Annotated in this window: 20 protein-coding genes and 1 pseudogene; 15 read left to right on the top strand and 6 right to left on the bottom strand. The window is 66.0% G+C overall.

What is annotated here, in order from left to right; all coding sequences use genetic code 11:
• Positions 1–88: 88 nt before the first annotated feature.
• Positions 89–313, bottom strand: a pseudogene (locus tag KBW98_RS17525) (accessory factor UbiK family protein); the annotation flags it as partial.
• Positions 314–589: 276 nt separating this feature from the next.
• On the opposite strand from KBW98_RS17525, the gene KBW98_RS17520 reads away from it, so the two are divergent.
• From KBW98_RS17520 to KBW98_RS17500, 5 genes are all read left to right on the top strand, one after another.
• Positions 590–1,330, top strand: a complete 741-nt coding sequence (locus KBW98_RS17520) for a TorF family putative porin (protein WP_211521446.1) — start codon at positions 590–592, stop codon at positions 1,328–1,330.
• A 19-nt stretch (positions 1,331–1,349) separates the two neighbouring features.
• Entirely contained in the window at positions 1,350–1,688 is a 339-nt protein-coding gene (gene glnK / locus KBW98_RS17515; RefSeq protein ID WP_211521445.1) for a P-II family nitrogen regulator, read from the top strand.
• Positions 1,689–1,699: 11 nt separating this feature from the next.
• Complete coding sequence (locus tag KBW98_RS17510; RefSeq protein WP_211521444.1) at positions 1,700–3,100, top strand: ammonium transporter; 1,401 nt, start codon at positions 1,700–1,702, stop codon at positions 3,098–3,100.
• Between the two features lie 140 nt (positions 3,101–3,240).
• Positions 3,241–4,542, top strand: coding sequence for a glutamate--cysteine ligase (gene gshA, locus KBW98_RS17505; protein ID WP_211521443.1), 1,302 nt, complete (start codon positions 3,241–3,243; stop codon positions 4,540–4,542).
• A gap of 143 nt (positions 4,543–4,685) precedes the next feature.
• The gene (locus tag KBW98_RS17500) at positions 4,686–6,236 is read left to right on the top strand and encodes a CocE/NonD family hydrolase (protein ID WP_211521442.1); all 1,551 of its coding nucleotides are present in this window, start codon (positions 4,686–4,688) and stop codon (positions 6,234–6,236) included.
• 110 nt (positions 6,237–6,346) lie between these two features.
• Here the strand turns inward: KBW98_RS17500 and soxR are convergent, their stop codons facing one another.
• Entirely contained in the window at positions 6,347–6,799 is a 453-nt protein-coding gene (soxR, locus tag KBW98_RS17495) for a redox-sensitive transcriptional activator SoxR (RefSeq protein ID WP_211521441.1), read from the bottom strand.
• Between the two features lie 74 nt (positions 6,800–6,873).
• Between soxR and KBW98_RS17490 the strand changes: the two genes are divergently transcribed.
• Positions 6,874–7,326: an ester cyclase gene (locus tag KBW98_RS17490; RefSeq protein WP_211521440.1), complete on the top strand. Its 453-nt coding sequence runs from the start codon at positions 6,874–6,876 to the stop codon at positions 7,324–7,326.
• 10 nt (positions 7,327–7,336) lie between these two features.
• Here KBW98_RS17490 and KBW98_RS17485 read toward each other — a convergent pair whose 3' ends face one another.
• Positions 7,337–7,723: a VOC family protein gene (locus KBW98_RS17485; RefSeq protein WP_211521439.1), complete on the bottom strand. Its 387-nt coding sequence runs from the start codon at positions 7,721–7,723 to the stop codon at positions 7,337–7,339.
• 102 nt (positions 7,724–7,825) lie between these two features.
• Complete coding sequence (locus KBW98_RS17480; protein WP_211521438.1) at positions 7,826–8,473, bottom strand: DUF4272 domain-containing protein; 648 nt, start codon at positions 8,471–8,473, stop codon at positions 7,826–7,828.
• A 215-nt stretch (positions 8,474–8,688) separates the two neighbouring features.
• Here KBW98_RS17480 and gshB point away from each other — a divergent pair, with 215 nt between their 5' ends.
• The 8 genes from gshB to KBW98_RS17440 all read left to right on the top strand — a co-directional run bounded on the left by gshB (position 8,689) and on the right by KBW98_RS17440 (position 15,999).
• Entirely contained in the window at positions 8,689–9,645 is a 957-nt protein-coding gene (gshB, locus tag KBW98_RS17475; protein WP_211521437.1) for a glutathione synthase, read from the top strand.
• A gap of 1 nt (position 9,646) precedes the next feature.
• On the top strand, positions 9,647–10,054 hold the full coding sequence (locus KBW98_RS17470) for a PTS sugar transporter subunit IIA (protein WP_211521436.1): 408 nt from the start codon (positions 9,647–9,649) through the stop codon (positions 10,052–10,054).
• 35 nt (positions 10,055–10,089) lie between these two features.
• Complete coding sequence (locus KBW98_RS17465; RefSeq protein WP_211521435.1) at positions 10,090–10,359, top strand: HPr family phosphocarrier protein; 270 nt, start codon at positions 10,090–10,092, stop codon at positions 10,357–10,359.
• Positions 10,360–10,400: 41 nt separating this feature from the next.
• Positions 10,401–12,170, top strand: a complete 1,770-nt coding sequence (ptsP, locus tag KBW98_RS17460; protein WP_211521461.1) for a phosphoenolpyruvate--protein phosphotransferase — start codon at positions 10,401–10,403, stop codon at positions 12,168–12,170.
• 52 nt (positions 12,171–12,222) lie between these two features.
• Complete coding sequence (locus KBW98_RS17455) at positions 12,223–13,374, top strand: homoserine O-acetyltransferase (protein ID WP_211521434.1); 1,152 nt, start codon at positions 12,223–12,225, stop codon at positions 13,372–13,374.
• Complete coding sequence (gene metW / locus KBW98_RS17450; RefSeq protein ID WP_211521433.1) at positions 13,371–14,000, top strand: methionine biosynthesis protein MetW; 630 nt, start codon at positions 13,371–13,373, stop codon at positions 13,998–14,000. The genes KBW98_RS17455 and metW overlap by 4 nt, the downstream gene beginning before the upstream one ends.
• A 141-nt stretch (positions 14,001–14,141) precedes the next feature.
• On the top strand, positions 14,142–15,038 hold the full coding sequence (locus KBW98_RS17445) for a M48 family metallopeptidase (RefSeq protein ID WP_211521432.1): 897 nt from the start codon (positions 14,142–14,144) through the stop codon (positions 15,036–15,038).
• A 13-nt stretch (positions 15,039–15,051) separates the two neighbouring features.
• A complete protein-coding gene (locus tag KBW98_RS17440; protein WP_211521431.1) occupies positions 15,052–15,999 on the top strand; it encodes a pseudouridine synthase in 948 nt (315 codons plus the stop codon).
• On the opposite strand, the gene KBW98_RS17435 is transcribed toward KBW98_RS17440, so the two are convergent.
• Positions 15,996–19,352: an Ig-like domain-containing protein gene (locus tag KBW98_RS17435; protein WP_211521430.1), complete on the bottom strand. Its 3,357-nt coding sequence runs from the start codon at positions 19,350–19,352 to the stop codon at positions 15,996–15,998. The genes KBW98_RS17440 and KBW98_RS17435 overlap by 4 nt on opposite strands.
• Positions 19,353–19,565: 213 nt before the next feature.
• A complete protein-coding gene (locus tag KBW98_RS17430; protein ID WP_211521429.1) occupies positions 19,566–20,336 on the bottom strand; it encodes an exodeoxyribonuclease III in 771 nt (256 codons plus the stop codon).
• Between the two features lie 94 nt (positions 20,337–20,430).
• On the opposite strand from KBW98_RS17430, the gene pyrE reads away from it, so the two are divergent.
• Positions 20,431–21,058: orotate phosphoribosyltransferase (gene pyrE / locus KBW98_RS17425; protein ID WP_211521428.1), on the top strand; the 628-nt coding region annotated here is incomplete at its 3' end.

Here is a 21,058-nt window from a genome sequence, read left to right as displayed (position 1 = left end):
CGTGTTACGGCTTGTCGAGGTTCGGCGGGGTAATGATGTGCGGCGTCTCGGATTGCGCCGGCTGTGCCGACGCGGCCGACTGGCCCGCCAGGCGTGCTTCCAGCTCCACCACGCGCAGCTCGAGCGCTTCGAGCTTGGCGCGGGTCTTGGCCAGCACCTGGGCCTGGATATCGAATTCCTCGCGGGTGACCAGGTCGAGCTTGGCGAAGCCCTGGGTCATCACCGCCTTGACGTTGCGCTCGATGTCCTTGGCCGGTCCGCTTTCCAGCGCCTGGTTGATCTTGCCCTGCAAGTCGTTGAAGAAAGTATTCATATCCTGGGGTTCCTTGGTAAGGCCGGGCCGCGCGCACCACAACGGTGCGCGGCAGCCTGATTTGGTGCGCGTCGGATTCCGCATCGCCGCTGCGCTCGCGCGTGGTGCGGACGATCGGGGTGGTTCAGTTCGGATGTGGGGCGTATGGCCGGAAAAACAAGCCTGTTTCCCACGGTTTACGAGCTGGCACGCATCCTGCTAAACCCAGGGTGAATGCAGCAATAACAGAATTGTAAACCGCAACGGCAGCAACCGTTCAAACTGAGGGGGTTTGTCATGAAGTGCACCATCAAGCAATGCGCAGCGGCAGTCGGCCTGGCCGTCCTGGCTTTCACCGGCGTCCCGGTCTTCGCGCAGGAACAACCCGCCGAACATCAGGTGAGCTATAACGCGGCCGTCACCAGCGACTACCGCTACCGCGGCCTGTCGCAGACCCGCCTCGACCCGGCCCTGCAGGGCGGCGTCGACTACGTGCACGGTCCCACCGGCTGGTACGTCGGCACCTGGCTGTCCACCATCAAGTGGACCAAGGATTTGGGCGGCGACGGCAACATCGAATGGGATCTCTACGGCGGCAAGCGCGGCCAGCTGACGGCCGATGTCAGCTACGACGTGGGCGGCCTGTACTACTTCTACCCGGACAACGGCCTGAATCCACGCGCCAACACCTTCGAGCTCTACGGCCGCCTGGGCTTCGGCCCGGCCTACGTCAAGTACTCGCACTCGACCACCAACCTGTTCGGCACCGCCGACAGCAAGCGCAGCGGCTACCTGGACGTGGGCGCAGACATCGACGCCGGCAACGGCTTCATCGTCAACCTGCACGTGGGGCGCCAGCGCGTCGAGAACAACAGCGCCTTCTCGTACACCGACTACAAGGTCGGCGTGACCAAGGACCTGGGTGTGGCGAGCCTGTCGCTGGCCTGGATCAAGGCCAATACCGACGCCTACCTGAGCCCGGAAGGCAAGAACCTCGGCAAGTCGGCCGCGGTGCTGAGCCTGTCGAAAACCTTCTGATCGCCAAAGAGGCCAAGCCATGAAAATGATTACTGCCATCATCAAGCCCTTCAAGCTCGACGAGGTGCGCGAAGCGCTGTCGGAAATCAACGTCCAGGGCATGACGGTGACCGAAGTGAAGGGCTTCGGCCGCCAGAAAGGTCATACCGAGCTCTACCGCGGCGCCGAGTACGTGGTCGACTTCCTGCCGAAGATCAAGATCGAGGCGGCGGTGGACGACGCCGTGGTCGACCAGGTGATCGACGCCATCCAGAACGCGGCCCGCACCGGCAAGATCGGCGACGGCAAGATCTTCGTCGCCGACCTCAACCAGGTCATCCGTATCCGTACCGGCGAGACCGGCAACGAAGCACTGTAAAGGACACTCCCATGAAGCGAATCCTTCCCGCCCTCCTGGCCGCCGGCCTGGGCTTCGCCGCGCTCCCGGCCTGGGCCGCGCCCGCCATCAACAAGGGCGACACCGCCTGGATGTTCGTCGCCACCTTGCTGGTGATCATGATGTCGATCCCGGGCCTGGCCCTGTTCTACGGCGGCCTGGTGCGCGCCAAGAACATGCTGTCGATCCTGATGCAGGTCTTCACCATCTTCGCGCTGGTCATCGTGCTGTGGTGCGTGTACGGCTACTCGCTGGCCTTCACCCAGGGCGGCACCCCCTTCGTCGGCGGCTTCGACCGCGCCATGCTGAACGGCATCTACGACGCCGCGGCCGGCACCTTCTCGATGGCCGCCACCTTCAGCAAGGAGACGATGATCCCCGAGTTCATCTTCGTCGCCTTCCAGGGCACCTTCGCCGCCATCACCTGCGCGCTGATCGTCGGCGCCTTCGCCGAGCGCGTGCGCTTCTCGGCCGTGATGCTGTTCATCGTCCTGTTCTTCACCTTCGGCTACCTGCCGATCGCCCACATGGTCTGGTTCTGGGCCGGTCCAGATGCGATCACTGACGCCGCCACCCTGGCCAGCGTCACCGACGCCGCCGGCTACCTGTGGCAGAAGGGCGCGCTCGACTTCGCGGGCGGCACCGTGGTGCACATCAACGCGGCGGTGGCCGGACTGGTCGGCGCCTACGTGATCGGCAAGCGCATCGGCTACGGCCGGGAATCCATGGCCCCGCACTCGCTGGTGATGACCATGATCGGCGCCTCGCTGCTGTGGGTGGGCTGGTTCGGCTTCAACGCCGGCTCGGCCCTGGAGGCGGGCGACATCGCCGCCCTGGCCTTCATCAACACCCTGCTGGCCACCGCTTGCGCCACCGTGTCCTGGGTGATCGGCGAATGGCTGTTCAAGAAGCGTCCCTCGATGCTGGGCGCCGCCTCGGGCGCCGTGTCCGGCCTGGTGGCCATCACCCCGGCCTGCGGCTTCGTCGGCCCGATGGGCGCCTTGGTCATCGGCTTGCTGGCTGGTATCATCTGCCTGTGGGGCGTGACTGGCCTGAAACGCCTGCTGGGCGCCGACGACTCGCTGGACGTGTTCGGCGTGCACGGCGTGGGCGGCATCCTGGGCGCACTGCTGACCGGCGTGTTCGCATCGCCGCAGCTGGGCGGGCAGGGCATCTGGGACTATGTCGCCAACAAGGCGTCGCCGGACTTCTCGATCGCGAACCAGGTGTGGGTGCAGGCCCAGGCCGTGGGCATCACGATCGTATGGTCGGCGCTGGTGTCCTTCGTCGCCTTCAAGCTGGTGGACGTCGTGATCGGCCTGCGCGTGCCGGAAGACCAGGAACGCGAGGGCCTGGACATTACCAGCCACGGCGAATCGGCGTACCATTCCTGATATCCGCGCGGCGGTATCCAAAAGGCGCCTCCGGGCGCCTTTTTTGCGTATTTGCAACGCGCGGGCTTGGAACTTGGCCGTCGGTCCCCACATACGGTAGCCACCATCATCTGCAGCGCATTGTAAGGACGTCAACTTTCATGGTTCCGCACCTCGTCACCGCCCAAACCGGCCCCTTGCTCGATCTGGAAAAGAAAATCCTCGAGGCCACTCCCGCCATCGAGCGCTGGTTCCGCCTCGAGTGGCAGGAGCATACGCCGCCGTTCTATTGCTCGGTCGACCTGCGCAATGCGGGCTACAAGCTGGCGCCGGTGGACACCAACCTGTTCCCGGGCGGCTTCAACAACCTGGCGACCGAGATGCTGCCGCTGACGGTGCAGGCCGCCATGGCCGCGATCGACAAGTATTGCCCCGACGCGCGCAACCTGCTCCTGATTCCGGAAACCAACACGCGCAACCCGCTCTACCTGCAGAACGTGGCGCGCCTGATGCAGATCTTCCGCCAGACCGGCCTGCACGTGCGCTTCGGCTCGCTGTCGCCGGAAATCACCGAGCCGACCCCGCTGGCGCTGCCGGACGGGAACATGCTGGTGATCGAGCCCCTGGTGCGCTCGCCCAACGGCCGCCGCCTGGGCCTGGCCGATTTCGACCCCTGCACCATCCTGCTCAACAACGACCTCTCGGCCGGCATCCCACCCATCCTGGAGAACCTGCACGAGCAGTCGCTGCTGCCGCCCCTGCACGCCGGCTGGGCGCTGCGCCGCAAGAGCAATCACCTGAAGGCCTTCGACGAGGTTGCCAAGAAGTTCGGCAAGCTGATCGACATCGACCCGTGGATGGTGAACCCGCTGCACGCCACCTGCGGCGAGGTCGACCTGCAGGAGAACGTCGGCACCGAGGAGCTGGCCGACAACGTCTCGATGCTGCTGTCGAAGATCAAGAAGAAGTACAAGGAATACGGCATGAAGGAGCAGAAGCCCTTCGTGATCCTGAAGCCCGACGCCGGCACCTACGGCATGGGCATCCTGACCGTGAAGGACGCGAGCGAGGTGCGCGACCTGAGCCCGGCCCAGCGCAGCAAGATGTCGGTCATCAAGGACGGCGTCGCCGTCACCGACATGATCATCCAGGAAGGCGTGCCGACCTTCGAGAGCATCAACGATGCGGTGGCCGAGCCGGTGGTGATGATGATCGACCGCTACGTGGTGGGCGGCTTCTACCGCGTGCACGCCGAGCGCGGCATCGACCAGAACCTGAATGCGCCGGGCTCGCAATACGTGCCGCTGGCCTTCGCCCAGCAGCATGCGGTGCCGGATCTCAAGGCCAAGCCGGGTACCGCGGCGCCAAACCGCTTTTACGTCTATGGCGTGGTGGCGCGCCTGGGCCTGCTGGCGGCCTCGCTGGAGCTGGAGCGCACCGATCCGAATCCGGAAGTGTATTAAGCATCCATTCCGGCAGCGCGGGTCGAAGCGCTGTGGCAGCTCGAGGCTACTCGCGTAGCGGAACGGAACGGTGATCATTCGAGAGACTTCTCATCCGGTTGTTTTTCTATACTGAGCACCATCTCTTCACTTTCCGTTCCGCCATGCGCTACTGCCTCCTTGCATTCGTCTTCTCCGGTGCGACATTCGCGCAAGCCGCCGATGTCTTTACTTTTCCTCTCCAGCCAGGCCCCCATGCCGTCGGCCTGCAGGTGAAGCAGCAGTACGACCATTCCCGCGTCTACAAGACGCGCGTCTCCCTCCTGACCGGGAAGCGCACAAGCGGCGAACGGGCGCGGCCGATGCAGGCGCTGGTCTGGTATCCGGCGGCGCGTGGCGGCAAGCCGGTGACTTTCCGCGATTACTACGCCACCGCCGCCACCGAGGCGGACCTGGGCATCGACGCAGCCACCGTGAACCGCAGGACGGACACCGAGCTGGCCGAGCAGACGAAGGGCTGGCCGGCGGGTGCGCGGGCCCTGACACGCCCGATGTGGGCGATGCGCGATGCGCCCGCGCAGGCAGGCAAATTCCCCGTCGTGATCTACGCGCCGAGCTACAGCGCAACGGCCGCTGAAAACGCCGACCTGTGCGAATACCTCGCCAGCCACGGTTACATCGTGCTCTCCAGCGCCTCACAGGGGGCGCGCCAGCGCGCGATGACCGTGGACGTGGAAGGACTCGAAACCCAGGCCGCGGACATCGGCTGGCTGATCGCCCAAGCGGGCGCGATGCCGAACGCCGATACCGGCCGCCTGGCCGTGGCGGGTTTCAGCTGGGGCGGGCTCGCCAACCTGGTGGCCGCGGCAAAGGATGACCGCATCAAGGCGCTCGTGAGCCTGGATGGCTCGGTGCGCTATTTTCCGCAGCTGGTCGACGGAGGCAAGACGGCGATTCCTTATGTCATGCCCGCCAGGCTGGCGGTACCCATGCTGTACGTGGGCCAGCGGCCGGCTACGATCGAGGAATTGAACCGGAAGCAAAACAGCACCGCCTACAGCCTGCTGAACAGCATGACCTATGCCGACATGGCCGTCGTCACCATGCATCCAATGAAGCATCAGCATTTCTCCTCGCACGGATTGCACCTGGCGCGGGATGGCGAGTTCGACGAGTACTCGCGCGACGAAGTCACACAGGCCTACGGCGTGATGGCGCACTACGTGCACCGCTTCCTCGACGGCTATCTGAAAGACGATGCGGCAGCGCGCAGCTTCATTGCGAACAAGCCCGCGGCAAACGGATTGCCGAGGCACATGGTGTCGGTCGAGGCAAGGCGCGGCAGCGGCGTGGCGCCCACGCGCGAGAACTTCGCCGCGCAACTCTCGGCACGCGGCTTCGACCAAGCGATGGCGATTTACGAAGAACTGAAGGCGCAAGGGGCCACGTTCAAGCTCGAACCCCACGACATCAACAGCTGGGGCTATGAATTGCTACACGACGGCATGCTGGCGGAATCGGTTGCGATCTTTCGCTTCGGTACGCAAATGCATCCGAAAGACGCCAATCTGTACGACAGCCTGGGCGAAGCACAAGCGAAGGCAGGGCAGCGGTCCGAAGCGATCGATAACTACCGGCGTTCGCTGATGCTCAACCCGAAAAATACAAATGCTGTGGAGCGCCTGCAAGCCTTGGGCGCGCCGCCAGCGCCCTGAGGCGCCTGGTGAAAGCGCGCTTCAGAACCGCACACTCGGCGGACGTCGCGCACGCCGGCTCCACGGCGCCGATCCCGGGCTTGATCATCGTTCCTTCTTCCTCCTATCCCTTATAGCAGCTGCGGGCCGCTGCCTTGCTCGGACAATTCATCCAGCGGATTGCGCAGCCGGCAGGCCTCGATCGACAGGCAGCCGCAGCCGATGCAGCCGTCCAGCTGGTCGCGCAGGCGCGTCAGCTGCAGGATGCGTTCGTCCAGCTCGCGGCGCCACAGGCTGGACATGCGCGCCCAGTCGCCGGCCGTCGGCGTGCGTCCCTCTGGCAGCGAGGCGAGGGCGGTGCTGATCGAGGCCAGCGAAATGCCGATGCGCTGGGCCACCTTGATCACCGCCACCCGGCGCAGCACGTCGCGGCCGTAGCGGCGCTGCTGGCCGGCGCTGCGCACGCTGTGGATCAGTCCCTTGGATTCGTAGAAGTGCAGGGCCGAGACGGCCACGCCGCTGCGCCGCGCCACCTCGCCCACGCTCAGCAGCTTGCCGATATCGTCCGGATCGATTTTCGCCATGGTTTTCTCTTGACCTCAACTTAAGTTGAGGTTCTACACTCCTCGGCATCGATTGACAAGCCCTGGAGAACACGATGAGCATGGAACCGACGAGCGTCGAGGCCAACAAGCGCCTGGTCCACGCCCTCTACGAGGACTGTATCAACACCCGCGAACTGGACCGCCTGGAGAGCCTGGTCGCGCCGGATTTCGAGGGCGCGCGCGGCGAACGGGGGCCGCGGGAATTCCGGGCCGGCATCGAAGCCGTGCTCACCGGCTTTCCCGGCGTGCGCTTCGAGGTCCACGACCTGTTCGGCGAAGGCGACCGGGTGGCGGCGCGCTGGACTTTCCGGGCCACGCACCGCGGGCGTTTCGCCGGCCTGGCGCCGACCAATGCCGACGTGATCCAGGAAGGGCACGTGATCTACCAGCTGCGGGCGGGCCGCATCGTCCGTGCCTGGCTGCAGGCCGACCGCCTGGGGGTGCTGCAGCAGATCGGGGCCATCCCGCGCTCCTTCGCGGACGCCAGGGCGGACTGGCCGCTATAGACGACGGCGCTTACTGGCCCGGAGGGGGCTGCCAGAGTTCGACCTTGTTCCCCTCCGGGTCGATGACCCAGCCGAACTTGCCGTATTCGGAGTCGTCGGTCTTGTCCACGACATTGCAGCCCTCGTCGCGCAGGGCCTGCAGCAGGGCGGCCAGGTCGTCGACCCGGTAGTTGATCATGAAGTTCTTGTCGGGAGCGAAGTTGCTCTCTTCGGTACGCGCCGCAACCGACCAGATGGTGGTGCCGCCGGTCGGCCGGCCCGCCTCGTCGGTCCAGGTGAAGGCGGCCCCGCCCCATTCCAGCACCGGTATGCCCAGGTGGCGCTGGTACCAGGCGCGCATCGCCACCGGGTCCTTCGCATGGAAAAAGATGCCGCCGATACCCGTAACCCGCTTCATGTGTGCTCCAATGGAAGAATGTTGGCAAGGCAGTGTACGGGGACGCTTGCCATGAAGGCAAGCCGAAAATCGGGCAGGGCCGGGTGGGCAGGGCTCGGCTGCTCAGGTATCGGTGCCGACCTCGTCCCAGTCGTCCTCGCCGTCGTAGCGGGTCATCCAGTTGACCGCATAGTGCCATTCGAAGACGGCGCCCGACACCAGCCCGCCGGGCGTCGGGCGGCCGTGCAGGCGCGCGTCGCGCACCGCCCAGTGCAGGCGGTAGAGGCGGTCCGACCAGTCGAGGATCTCGCGCGCCGGGCGCACGCGCAGGGCCTCGCGCAGCGCGGCGGGGTCGGCTTCGTCTTCCGGGAAGAAGTGCAGGAAGGCGCGTGCGCTGGCCTCGCTGCGCGGCAGGTCGATGCGGTCGACCAGGCCGCCGCACCAGGCCAGGAAGTACAGGGCTTCCTGGCGCCAGGAAAAACGCAGGTAGTCGGCGTCGAGCGGAACCGGATCGAACAGGAAGCGTTCTTCCTCGCCCGAGAGCCAGGCGCGCCGCTCGCCGATCGAAAAATAATCCTCGAAAAAATCGTTCTCGCGCAGCATCGACGTGCCGACCACGCCCCATAAAGCCATCAGGCGGCAGCACAGTGCGTCGGCCGAGCGCAGCCGCACCTCGTGCTCGTCCTCGATCCATGGCAGCTCGGGGTTGACGGGAATGCCGTGCTCGCGGAGCAGGGTTTCGGTGGCGGCCTGGCGTTGGGCGGGTGTCATGGGATGGCCTTGAAGGTCGAACACAAACGATATCAAACAAATAAGCATCCGGACAAGCTGAACCGCGCCCGGGCTTGCGGGGATGCAGCCATGACTTTGTTCCCGCACAAGTTGGGGATTGCATTTTGGCAGCAAATTTCGCCCCCCCGGGGGCGGCAGCCGCGAGCTTTGGCGTTTCCAGCTAAAATCGATGCATTGCCCCTATTGGATGCACCATGAAAATCGCTTTTCTTGCCGATCCGCTGTCCGGCTTCAAGATTTACAAGGATTCGACCTTCGCCATGATGCGCGAGGCGCACAAGCGCGGCCATGCCGTCTACGCCTTCGAGCAGCGCGACATGGCGCTCCAGGAAGGGATCGTGATCGCGAACGTGGCGCGCATTCACCTGACCGGCGACGCACAGGATTGGTACCGCGCCGACCCGGCCGAGACGGTGCAGCTGTCCGCCTTCGACGCCGTCATCGAGCGCAAGGACCCGCCCTTCGACATGGAATACGTCTACGGCACCTACCTGCTGGAACTGGCCGAGCGCCAGGGCGCGTGCGTGTTCAACCGTCCGTCGGCGATCCGCGACCACAACGAGAAGCTGTCGATCTGCCAGTTCAGCGAATTCACCTCGCCGACCCTGGTCAGCTCGAACCTGGCGCAGCTGCGCGCCTTCCACGCCAAGCACGGCGATGTGATCTTCAAGCCGCTGGACGGCATGGGCGGCGCCGGCATCTTCCGCGTGCGCGAGGACGCCATGAACCTGGGCTCGATCATCGAGACCCTCACCGGTAACGGCCGCCACACCATCATGGCCCAGAAGTACATTCCGGCCATCGTCAAGGGCGACAAGCGGGTGCTGGTCATCGACGGCAAGCCGGTGCCTTTCGCGCTGGCGCGCATCCCCCAGGGCACCGAGGTGCGCGGCAACCTGGCGGCCGGCGGCGTCGGCGTGGCCCAGCCCCTGACTGAGCGCGACCGCCATATCGCCGAGACCCTCGGGCCGGTGCTGGCCGCGCGCGGTCTGTTGCTGGTAGGATTAGACGTGATCGGCGATTTCCTGACCGAGGTGAATGTCACCAGCCCCACCTGCTTCCAGGAGATCACCGACCAGACCGGATTCGACGTGGCCGCGATGTTCATCGACGCGGTCGAGCTGCGCGCGCAGCAGGCCAGGAAACACTGACGTGGTAGGCATCCTGCTCATGACCCACGCTCCGCTGGGCCAGGCATTCATCGCGGCGGTCGCGCACGTGTTCCGCGGCCCGACCGAACGCTTCGAGGCGATCGACGTGACCGCCGACCAGGACCTGGGCGAGGTCAACTGCCTGGCCAAGGAGGCGATCGCGCGCCTGGACGAGGGCGACGGCGTCCTGGTGATCACCGACATCAAGGGCGGCACGCCGTCCAACTGCTGCAATTCGCTGGCCGATGCGGGCCATGTCGAAATCATCGCCGGCATCAGCCTGCCCATGCTGCTGCGCGCGATCACCTACCGCCGCGATACGCTCGACGTGGTGGTGGAGATGGCGCTGGCCGGCGCCCAGAACGGCGCGGTGCGGGTCGACAACCGGATCCGCGTAGGATCGAGCTGAAGAACGAGACCAGACCAGACAACGACAACGAGAATATGATTCAACAGGAACTTGAGATCATCAACAAGCTGGGCCTGCATGCCCGCGCTTCCGCCAAATTCACGCAGCTGGCCGCGAAGTTCCAGAGCGACGTCTGGCTGACCCGCAACGGCCGCCGCATCAACGCCAAGTCGATCATGGGCGTCATGATGCTGGCCGCCGGCAAGGGCGCCAAGGTGCTGCTGGAAGCGGATGGCCCGGACGAGCAGCAGTGCGTCACCGCGCTCGCCGGCCTGATCAACGACAAGTTCGGCGAAGGCGAGTAATGCCGCGCGAAGCGGCGCTCGCCCGCCATACGGGACCCTCGATGGCATCGTTCACGCTCCACGGCATTCCGGTATCGCGCGGGATCTCGATCGGCCGCGCGCACAAGCTCACGCCGGCCGCGCTCGACGTCAAGCACTACCTGGTGCCGGAAGAGCAGGTCGAGGCCGAGGTGCGCCGCCTGCAGGACGCCATCGCCGAGGTCCACCGCGACCTGCAGGCATTGTGGACCGACCTGCCCAAGGACGCCCCCACCGAGCTGGGCGCCTTCATCGACGTCCATGTGCTGATCCTGTCCGACCCGATGATCTCGGAAGCGCCGCTCGACATCATCCGCTCGCGCCACTACAACGCCGAATGGGCCCTGGTGACCCAGATCGACGAGCTGTCGCGCCAGTTCGACGAGATCGAGGACGAGTACCTGCGCGAACGCAAGCACGACATCCAGCAGGTGGCCGAGCGCGTGCTCAAGGTCCTGCTGGGCACCGCGCTGAGCGTGCCGCCGCTGTTCGTCGGCGAAGACCAGGCGCCGCCGCAGATGATCGTGGTGGCCCACGACATCTCGCCGGCCGACATGCTGGCCTTCCGCGACCGCGACGGCGGGCCGCGTTCCTTCATCGGTTTCGTCACCGACGTGGGCGGCCAGAACTCGCACACCGCGATCGTCGCACGCTCGCTCGACATCCCGGCGGCGGTGGGCATGAGCCAGGCCTCGCGCCTGATCGAGCAGGACGACTGGGTGATCATCGACGGCGACGCTGGCGTGGTGATCTGCAACCCGAGCCAGCTGGTGCTGGAGCAGTACCGCGCGCGCCAGAACGCCCTGATGAAGGCGCGCAAGCGCCTCCTCAAGCTCAAGAAGACGCCGGCCGTGACCAAGGACGGCACCGCGATCACGCTGCTGGCCAACATCGAGCTGCCGGACGACTGCCCGGCCGCGCTGGAAGCCGGCGCCAACGGCGTGGGCCTGTTCCGCTCCGAATTCCTGTTCATGGGACGCGGCGCGCAAGGCCTGCAGATCCCGAACGAGGACGAGCAGTTCGAGCAGTACCGCAAGGCGGTGCTGGCGATGAAGGGCCGCCCGGTGACCATCCGCACCCTGGACGTGGGCGCCGACAAGCCGCTCGACCCGACCGAGCACACGGCCCTGAATCCGGCCCTGGGCCTGCGCGCGATCCGCTACTGCCTGGCCGAGCCGCAGATGTTCCTGGTCCAGCTGAGGGCGATCCTGAGGGCATCGGCCTTCGGCCCGGTGCGCATCCTGGTCCCGATGCTGGCGCACGCCTTCGAGATCGACCAGACCCTGAACCTGCTCGAGCAGGCCAAGGCGCGCCTGCGCGAGGAGGGCGTCAAGTTCGACGAGAAGATCGAGGTCGGCGCCATGATCGAGATCCCGGCCGCCGCGCTGGCGCTGCCGATGTTCGTCAAGCGCATGGACTTCCTCTCGATCGGCACCAACGACCTGATCCAGTACACCCTGGCGATCGACCGCGTCGACTACGAGGTGGCCCACCTGTACAATCCGCTGCACCCGGCGGTGCTGCAGCTGATCGCCAACACGATCGCCACCGGCCACAAGGCCGGGCTGGACGTGGCGGTGTGCGGCGAGATGGCCGGCGACGTCAAGCTCACCCGCCTGCTGCTGGGCATGGGACTGCGCGAGTTCTCGATGCACCCGGCGCAGCTGCTGGCGGTGAAGCAGGAAATCCTGAACTGCGACCTGAACGCCATCACCAGCCGCACCCGGCGCATCCTGCGCTCGATGGAACCGAGCGAGATCGCTGCCGCGGTCGAGCAGCTGCAAGCCCTCTGAGCGCCATCGGCGCAACACACAAAAACACACGAAGCACTACGCGAAGCACTACATGGGATCTCTTGGAATAGTCACACCGCAGGCGATGCATTTTCCTGAGCCGCTGCGCCTGCAAAGCGGCGCACAGCTCGGCGACTACACGCTGATGTACGAAACCTACGGCACCCTGAACGCCGATAAATCGAACGCGGTCCTGGTCTGCCACGCGCTCAACGCCTCGCATCACGTGGCCGGCATGTACGCCAACAACCCGAAGAGCGCCGGCTGGTGGGACAACATGGTCGGCCCCGGCAAGCCGCTGGACACCAACCGCTTCTTCGTCATCGGCGTCAACAACCTCGGGTCCTGCTTCGGCTCGACCGGCCCGATGCACACCAATCCGGCCACCGGCAAGCCCTATGGCGCCGCCTTCCCGGTGGTGACGGTGGAAGACTGGGTGGCGGCCCAGGCGCGCCTGGCCGACCGCCTCGGCATCGAGCAGTTCGCCGCCGTCATGGGCGGCTCGCTGGGCGGCATGCAGGCGCTCTCGTGGAGCATCCAGTTCCCCGAGCGCCTGCGCCACTGCATCGTGATCGCGTCCACGCCCAAGCTCTCGGCCCAGAACATCGCCTTCAACGACGTGGCGCGCCAGGCCATCCTGACCGACCCGGACTACCGCGGCGGCGACTTCTACGAGCACGGCGTGGTGCCCAAGAACGGCCTCAAGGTGGCGCGCATGGTCGGCCACATCACCTACCTGTCGAACGACGACATGGCGGAGAAGTTCGGCCGCAAGCTGCGCAACGCCGCGGAAAGCAACGACTACAAGTTCGACTTCGGCATCGATTTCGAGATCGAGTCCTACCTGCGCTACCAGGGCGACAAGTTCTCGGAATACTTCGACGCCAACACCTATCTGCTCATCACCAAGGCGCTCGACTACTTCGACCCGGCGCGCGAGCACGGCGGCGACCTGGCCAAGGCGCTCGCCGGCACCCGCGCCCAGTTCCTGGTGGCCTCGTTCAGCACCGACTGGCGCTTTTCGCCCGAGCGCAGCCGCGAGATCGTCGAGGCCCTGGTGTCGAACCGGCGCAAGGTCAGCTACGCCGAGATCGACGCGCCGCACGGCCACGACGCCTTCCTGCTGGAAGATCCTCGCTACATGAACGTGGTGCGCGCCTATTACGACCGCATCGCCCAGGAATTCGCCGGGGAGGGCGCATGAACTTCAATGAACTCAACGCCCTGCGTCCCGACCTGGCCTTCATCGCCCACTGGGTGAACCCGGGCGCCCACGTACTCGACGTCGGCTGCGGCGACGGCGCCATGCTGCGCTACCTGGAACTCGACAAACGCTGCACCGGCTACGGCATCGAGATCGCCGACGACAAGGTCCTGGAAAGCACGAAGCGCGGCATCAACGTGATCCAGCACGACATGGAGGAGGGCCTGGGCCTGTTCGGCGACAACGCCTTCGACACCGTGCTCTGCCTGTCCTCGCTGCAGATGATGCAGCACGTCGAGGCCCTGCTGCGCGACATCGTGCGGGTCGGCCACGAGGCCATCGTCTCGTTCCCGAACTTCGCCCACTGGCCGCACCGCCTGGCCCTGCTCAAGGGCCGCATGCCGGTCTCGCGCGCGCTGCCCTACCAGTGGTACGACACCCCCAACGTGCGCTGCGCCACGATCTACGACTTCCAGGAACTGGCCGAGGAGTGCGGACTGGAAGTGCTCGAGTGCGTGGCCCTGGCCGAGGGCAAGCCGGTGACGGTGCTGCCCAACCTGCGCGGCAGCCTGGCGGTGTTTCGTTTGCGCAAAAAGGTCAAGCCAGCCGTGACCGGCCATTCCTGAAACAGGTCTTTACACTTTATGTGCGGTGGCGGCTTGTTCGTGCTCAGTCCGTGCGCGAAGATGGCACCGTTGAGCGTGTTGCCCATCCCGTTTACTTTCTGAGAGGATAGTGCTGCCAAAAACAGCCTGTCGAAGATGAACATGAAGAAACTTAAACAACTTGTCCTCTGCCTGTCGCTGGCGGGTATTGCCGGCGCCGTGCCGGTAGCGGCCCAGGAAGCGCCACAGACCGAAGTCCAGGACGGCATCCGGGTCAAGCCGCTGTCGCGCACCCGCGTGCTGGTGCCGGAAGAGCAGCTGAACCAGGCGGCGGCCCAGCAGTACACCGCCATGATGAGCGAGGCCCAGCAGAAGGGCGTGCTGCTGCCGGCCTCGCACCCCGAGGTCAAGCGCCTGCGCGCCATCGCCCAGCGCATCATCCCGCACGCGCCGCGCTGGAACCAGTCCGCGGCGCAGTGGCAGTGGCAGGTCAACCTGGTGCAGTCCGAGCAGGTGAACGCCTTTTGCATGCCGGGCGGCCGGATCGGCTTCTTCAGCGGCATCCTGACTTCCCTGAAACTGACCGACGACGAGGTCGCGGCCGTCATGGGCCACGAGATCGCGCATGCGCTGCGCGAGCACGGACGCGAGCGCATGGCCAAGTCGAGCCTGACCGGCATCGGCGCGCGCGTCGGTGGCGCGCTGATCTCGGGCATCTTCGGGATCGACCCCAACATCACCGGCACGGTGGCCAACTACGCCGGCCAGATGCTGGTGCTGAAATTCTCGCGCGACGAGGAACGCGAGGCGGACCTGGTGGGCCTGGACATCTCCTCGCGCGCCGGCTATGACCCGCGCGCCGGCATCGCCCTGTGGCGCAAGATGGCGGCCCTGGGCAAGCGCACCCCGCTCGAGCTCCTGTCGACCCACCCGGGCGGCGAGACTCGCATCGCCGACATCGAATCGCACATGAACGTGCTGCTGCCGCTGTACGCGCGCACCAAGGGCACCAGCGCCAACAAGCTGCCGCCCTACCGCACCAACGTGGCCCTCAGGTGAACGGACGCGCTTGATGAGTCGTGGAAGGAAAGGGCACCAGGCCGAAGCCAATGCCTACGTGCCCCTGCCGGTGCGCGACGGAGTCGCGCCCAGCTACCTGTGGCTGACCGAGACCCGTGCCGGCGGCATGCTGCGCTTCCTGTCCGAGCGCTATCCCGACGTGGCTTCCAGCTCCTGGGCCGCGCGCCTGGAGCGCGGCGAGATCGTCGACGCCAAGGGCGCGCCGCTGCGCGCCGACAGCCCGGTGCGCCAGGGCATGCGCATCTGGTACTACCGCGAGCTGGAGCAGCCCGAGACCCCGATCCCCTTCCAGGAAAGGGTGCTGTTCATGGACGAGCACCTGCTGGTGGCGGACAAGCCGCACTTCCTGCCGACCATCCCCACCGGGCGTTTTCTGAAGGAGACGCTGCTGGTGCGCCTCAAGCGCGCGCACGACCTGCCGCACCTGGTGCCGATCCACCGCCTCGACCGCGAGACGGCGGGCGTGGTGATCTTCTCGCACAACCCGGACACGCGCGGCGCCTACCAGTCGATGTTCCAGAAGCGGGTGGTGAGCAAGACCTACGAAGCCCTGGCGGGCGTGATCGAGGGGCGCGAGTTCCCGTTTACCTACCGCAGCCGCATGCGGGACGGCCTCGACCAGTTCTTCATCAGCGAGGAAGTGGAAGGCGAGCCGAATTCCGAGACCCTGATCGAACTGCTGGAGCGGCGCGGCCAGGTGGCGCGCTACCGCCTGCATCCGCACACCGGGCGCAAGCACCAGCTGCGCCTGCACCTGGCGGCGCTGGGCGCGCCGATCCTGAACGATGCCTTCTATCCGGTGGCGCTGCCCTGCAAGGGCGACGATTTCAGCGCGCCGCTGCAGCTGCTGGCGCGCTCGATCAGCTTCCCCGACCCCTTGACGGGGGAAACGCGCAGCTTCGCCAGCGCGCTGGCGCTGGACTGGCCGCCGGCCGCCTAGTAGGACAGCGCGAGCTCGAACTCGAGGAAGGGCGAGCCGATGATGGCGGCGTTGCCCGCGACGTCCTGGATGGCTTCGCTGGACAGCTGCATCTTGAACAGGCCATTGAAGGCGGACATCGAGAACAGCAGCTCGTTATCGTGCGGCTTGCTCCAGTTGCCGCCGCTGGCGGTGAAGCTGGTCTTCAGGGCCAGGTCCTGGTACATGTCGACGTTGCCGCCCGCCGCGAACACGATGGTCTCGTTGAAGGCCAGCGTATAGGTGCGGCCAAGTCCATCGGCCGCCGCGGAGGCCGAGGTCGGCGCCGCCGTGTCGACCACCAGGGTCGTGCCGGCCGAGAGGTCGGTCTGGCGTTCGCTGGTGGCGTCGACCTCCGCGGCGGTGATGGTGTAGGTGCCGTCGTCCAGGGCCGACTCGTTCGCCACGGTGATGTCCCAGGTGCCGTCCGCGCGCGCAATCGTCTCGCCGATTTCGCTGCCGTTGGCGAGCAGCTTGATGGTGCGGCCGCCGACGGCGCCGCTGCCCGAGTAGGTCGGGGTGTCGTCGTTGGTGATACCGTCGCTGCTGGACGCGCCGCTGTCGCTTGACACGTCGAGCTGCGGCTTGCCGAAGGCTTCGATGGTGACCGTCAGCGACACCTCGGGACCTTCCAGGCCGGCCGCATCCAGCTGCCAGAAGCTCAGCGTGTGCACGCCCGCCTCCAGGTCCGTGTAGGGCTGCCATTCCCAGTTGCCGTTCTCGTCGGCATACGCCGTATCGTCGTTATCGACGCCGTCGATCTTGATGCGGACCTGGCCATCCGGTTCCGCGCCCGAACCCGTGATGAGCGGGTCGTTGATGCGGGTGATGCTGTCGTTGGCGGCGCCGGTATTGCTCTCCGCGGCCAGGGCCGGCTGCGGCAGTGCGCCGGGAGCGGTCTTGTCGACCTCGATGAAATTGCCGTAGCTGTCCCCAAACACGGCGAAGTCGATGCTGGCGTTGTCCAGGAAGTTGCCGGCCAAGTCCCTGACATAGCCGACCAGGCCGTCCAGGTCGGCGACGCCCAGTTGGGCCACCTCGCGATCGTCGGCGTCGACGGTATAGCGGAAGTGCACTTCGCGTCCGTTCTCGTCGAAGCTGACGAAGTCCGCGCGTCCGCCGTTGTTCATGTCCACGTAGTAGGAGAAGTCGCCGGTCAGCTCGACCGGTTCGTTGAAGGTGACCGAGAACTCGACTTCGTCGCCCACCGTCATCGCACCCAGCCAGTCGGCGTCGGCGCGCGTCGCCACCGGCGCCACGGTGTCGATGAAGGCGCCCGTGGTCTCGAAGCTCAGGCTGCCGCTGTTCAGGTTGTTGCCGGCGCGGTCTTCCAGGCCGGGCAGCCACATCGTCACCGAGGCGCCGGGCGGCAGGTGGTGGTCGTTGGCCGGGATGGTGAGGGTCTTGCGGTCCAGGGACAGGTAGGCGTCGCTGAGCGGAATGTCCACGTAGCTGAGCATGCCGTTCTGGTCGATCTCGAGTTCGATCCTGGGCTCGCCGTTGGTGAAGTACACGGCTTCGTCGAACACGACCACCAGGCCGTCGGCGACGTCGAAGGGCGGCGGCGCGACGCCGGACGCGGGCGATTCGACGATGGCCGGCGCGGTGGTGTCGACCACCACGTGCTGGGCCGTCTGCAGCGGGCTGCCCCCCGTGGTCGTGATGGCGGCAACCACGTCGTATTCGCCTTCGGTCCAGTAGCCTTCGCCGCCATAGGACCAGAACAGCACGCCTTCGTATTCGTAGAAGTCGATTTCGCCGTTGTAGATGGTTTCGCTGCCGATGGTGAGGACGAACGAGGACGTGTCGGCGAACTCGCCGAAGAAGAAGCCGGTAATGTAGCGCTGGGCGTCGCCGATCACGCCGTCGTTGTCGAACACGCCGTTATCGTAGACGAACATCATGGACGCGGCGGTGTTGACGGCGAACGAGGGCGAGGTGACGGCGCCGCTGCCGGCATTGCCCGCCAGGTCGGCGATCTTGTACAGCTCGACCTCGAAGCTGCCGATGAAGGGTTCGGCGTCCGGGTCCGGCGTGGACAGCGTCACGGTCCAGGTCTTGCCGCCGTCGCTGGTGGCCAGGCCGGACAGGCTGGCGCCGTCGGCGTCGAGCGCATCCATCAGGCCTTCGGCCTGCACCGCTTCCGAAAACACGATGGTGGCGACGATGTCGTGGGTGGGATCGACCGTATAGCCGTCGAAGCTGATCGATTCGACGCTGGGGCCGGTGAGGTCGTCCATCACGCGGGTGTCGACCGTGTAGCCGACCGAGACGGCGCTGCCGGAGCCGGCATGGCCGGCCTGGTCGAGTACCTTGGACAGGTCAACGTGGAACTGCAGGTCGGTTTCGTACAGCAGCGGCGTGTTGGGCGACATCTTGACGGTCCAGGTCTTGCCGCCGTCGCTGGTGACCGGATTCGACAGGCTCACGTGCGGCGCGGTGAACGCATCGGTGTCCAGGCCGGTGACCGCTTCCGAGAAGGTGATCGTGACCTCGACTTCTTCGCTGGCGAGCAGTTCGGTATCCGGCAGCGTGACGGTGGCGGTCGGCGGCGCGCCGTCGTCGACCAGGTAGGCGACCGACAGATAATTGCCGCTGCCCGCGTTGCCGGCGGCGTCGCGCACCTGGGCGAGGTCGAGGCTGACCTGGTTGCCGCTCGACGATACCGTGCCCGGAGTCGTCAGCGCCGCCTTCCAGATCGTGCCGTCGCCGACCGGGCGCAGCGAACCGATGCTGGCGTTCGCGGCCTGCAGCGCTGACGCCGGCAGGGTCGAGACCGGTTCCGAGAAAACGATGGTCAGCTCGGCGCCGGCGTCGGCGCTCAGGACGCCCGCGGACAGGCTCATCGACTGCACCGAGGGGCCGCCATGGTCGACCACGGTGAAGTCGACCGTGCCGGGCGCGGTGACGCCGGCGAAGCTGCGCAGGGTGGAGCTGGTCAGGACGCCTTCGCCCATGAACACGTTGTAGGTATGGCCTTCGGCCAGGCCGCTGGCCTTGACGATCACGTGGCTGCCCGACACCTGCAGGTCGCCGGCCAGGATCTTGCGGGTGTCGTTGGCGCCGACGATGCGGATGGTGGGCAGGCCGCTGACCCGGTCGATGACGGTCTGGACCGCGCCATCGGTGATGTAGACGTAGCCTGCGCCCCTGGCCATCGCCGTCGAGAACTCCAGGTCGATCTGGGTGACCGACCCCGCCACGCTGGCATGGGAGCTCAGCAGCTGCACCGCCGCCGTGCCGACGGCCGCACCGCCGCCGCTCATGCTGCCGCTCATGACGGTGCGCGCGGTGGACGGAGAGGAGAAAGCATAGTCGGTGGTATGGTCGGTCATCGTGGGCTCTGCGCTGAAAAAGCATTGATATCCGAGCAACAGAAAATTCTGGCCGGAAATTGACAAGCAGATAGTATCAATAAAACAGGGGGAAGGAGGCGCAGTGTGGCCGAGTTTGGGCGTTTTTACCTCAAAACGGCAACACATCCCCCCGGAATGGGGGGATTCCCATGAGCATGGGGAGGGGAAGGCGGCGCGGGCGCGCCGCCAGGATCAGAGGGCGTAGTCGATGATCAGGGGCGCGTGGTCCGAGAAGCGCTCGTCCTTGTAGATCGAGACCGCCTTGGCGCTGGCCGCGATGCCCGGGGTGGCGACGTGGTAGTCGATGCGCCATCCCACGTTCTTGGCCCAGGCCTGGCCGCGGTTGCTCCACCAGGTGTAATCGGCGGCGTCCGGGGCCACCACGCGGTGCACGTCCACCAGGCCGAGCTCGTCGAAGATGCGGGTCATCCAGGCGCGCTCTTCCGGCAGGAAGCCGGAATTCTTCTGGTTGCTCTTCCAGTTCTTGAGGTCGATTTCCTTGTGCGCGATGTTCCAGTCGCCGCAGATCACGACCTCGCGGCCTTCCGCCTTCAGTTCCTGCAAATGCGGCAGGAAGACTTCCATGAAGCGGAACTTGGCGAGCTGGCGCTCCGGCGAGGATGAACCGGACGGGCAATACACCGAGATCACGGTCAGGTTGCCGAAATCACAACGGGTATAGCGGCCCTCGGCGTCGAATTCGGCGCAGCCGAAGCCGATGCGCTTGTTGTCGGGAGCCAGGCGGCTGTACACGCCGGTGCCCGAGTAGCCCTTCTTCTCGGCGTAATGGAAGTGCCCGTGGTAGCCGTGCGGACGCAGGAAGTCCTCGGTCATGTCGGCTTCCTGGGCCTTGAGTTCCTGGACGCAGACGAAATCGGCGTCCTGGCTGGCGAGCCAGTTGAAGAAACCTTTCTTGTGGGCGGAGCGGATACCGTTGAGGTTTGCGGAGATAATTCGTGGCATGTGAGGGACGGATTGACAGGGCAGGAGGGCGGGCGATGGCGTTGGCCGGGCCCGCGGATTAAAATACTGCCACTTTTTTCTAGAGGGAGTTACCGTGAACAATTTGCGCCAAGAGTTTATCGCTTTTTCGGTCTCGACGGGAGTGCTGCGTTTCGGCGAGTTCACCACCAAGGCGGGGCGCCAGTCGCCGTACTTCTTCAACGCCGGCCTGTTCCATGACGGCGCCACCCTGGGCCAGCTGGCGCAGTTCTACGCCCAGACCCTGCTCGACTCGGGCGTGGCATTCGACATGCTGTTCGGCCCGGCTTATAAAGGCATCACCCTGGCCTCAGCCACCGCGGTGGCGCTGGCCGGCAAGGGCCGCAATACCTCTTATGCCTACAACCGCAAGGAAGCCAAGGACCACGGCGAGGGCGGCACCATCGTCGGCGCCAAGCTCCAGGGCAAGGTGGTGATCGTGGACGACGTGATCTCGGCCGGCACTTCGGTGCGCGAATCGGTCGACATGATCCGCGCCGCCGGCGCCGAACCGGCCGCCGTGCTGATCGCCCTGGACCGCATGGAGCGTTCGGGCAAGGATGGCGCGCTGTCGGAGAACTCCGCGGTGCAGGAAGTAGCGCGCGAATTCGGCATTCCGGTGATCTCGATCGCCAACCTGGACGACCTGTTCGGCTACCTGTCGGGCGAGGCGGCCGATCCGCAGCTGGCGCAGTTCAAGGATG

The organism is Massilia sp. ST3 (genome assembly GCF_018119405.1).
Classification (GTDB): Bacteria; Pseudomonadota; Gammaproteobacteria; order Burkholderiales; family Burkholderiaceae_D; genus Telluria.
This window is presented reverse-complemented; position numbering and strand designations above follow the sequence as displayed.

Bases quoted from the DNA above. Each gene is read 5' to 3' on its own strand.
- KBW98_RS17520 (WP_211521446.1), top strand. From the start codon at position 590: ATGAAGTGCACCATCAAGCAATGCGCAGCGGCAGTCGGCCTGGCCGTC.
- glnK (WP_211521445.1), top strand. From the start codon at position 1,350: ATGAAAATGATTACTGCCATCATCAAGCCCTTCAAGCTCGACGAGGTG.
- KBW98_RS17510 (WP_211521444.1), top strand. From the start codon at position 1,700: ATGAAGCGAATCCTTCCCGCCCTCCTGGCCGCCGGCCTGGGCTTCGCC.
- gshA (WP_211521443.1), top strand. From the start codon at position 3,241: ATGGTTCCGCACCTCGTCACCGCCCAAACCGGCCCCTTGCTCGATCTG.
- KBW98_RS17500 (WP_211521442.1), top strand. From the start codon at position 4,686: ATGCGCTACTGCCTCCTTGCATTCGTCTTCTCCGGTGCGACATTCGCG.
- soxR (WP_211521441.1), bottom strand. From the start codon at position 6,799: ATGGCGAAAATCGATCCGGACGATATCGGCAAGCTGCTGAGCGTGGGC.
- KBW98_RS17490 (WP_211521440.1), top strand. From the start codon at position 6,874: ATGAGCATGGAACCGACGAGCGTCGAGGCCAACAAGCGCCTGGTCCAC.
- KBW98_RS17485 (WP_211521439.1), bottom strand. From the start codon at position 7,723: ATGAAGCGGGTTACGGGTATCGGCGGCATCTTTTTCCATGCGAAGGAC.
- KBW98_RS17480 (WP_211521438.1), bottom strand. From the start codon at position 8,473: ATGACACCCGCCCAACGCCAGGCCGCCACCGAAACCCTGCTCCGCGAG.
- gshB (WP_211521437.1), top strand. From the start codon at position 8,689: ATGAAAATCGCTTTTCTTGCCGATCCGCTGTCCGGCTTCAAGATTTAC.
- KBW98_RS17465 (WP_211521435.1), top strand. From the start codon at position 10,090: ATGATTCAACAGGAACTTGAGATCATCAACAAGCTGGGCCTGCATGCC.
- ptsP (WP_211521461.1), top strand. From the start codon at position 10,401: ATGGCATCGTTCACGCTCCACGGCATTCCGGTATCGCGCGGGATCTCG.
- KBW98_RS17455 (WP_211521434.1), top strand. From the start codon at position 12,223: ATGGGATCTCTTGGAATAGTCACACCGCAGGCGATGCATTTTCCTGAG.
- metW (WP_211521433.1), top strand. From the start codon at position 13,371: ATGAACTTCAATGAACTCAACGCCCTGCGTCCCGACCTGGCCTTCATC.
- KBW98_RS17445 (WP_211521432.1), top strand. From the start codon at position 14,142: ATGAAGAAACTTAAACAACTTGTCCTCTGCCTGTCGCTGGCGGGTATT.
- KBW98_RS17440 (WP_211521431.1), top strand. From the start codon at position 15,052: ATGAGTCGTGGAAGGAAAGGGCACCAGGCCGAAGCCAATGCCTACGTG.
- KBW98_RS17435 (WP_211521430.1), bottom strand. From the start codon at position 19,352: ATGACCGACCATACCACCGACTATGCTTTCTCCTCTCCGTCCACCGCG.
- KBW98_RS17430 (WP_211521429.1), bottom strand. From the start codon at position 20,336: ATGCCACGAATTATCTCCGCAAACCTCAACGGTATCCGCTCCGCCCAC.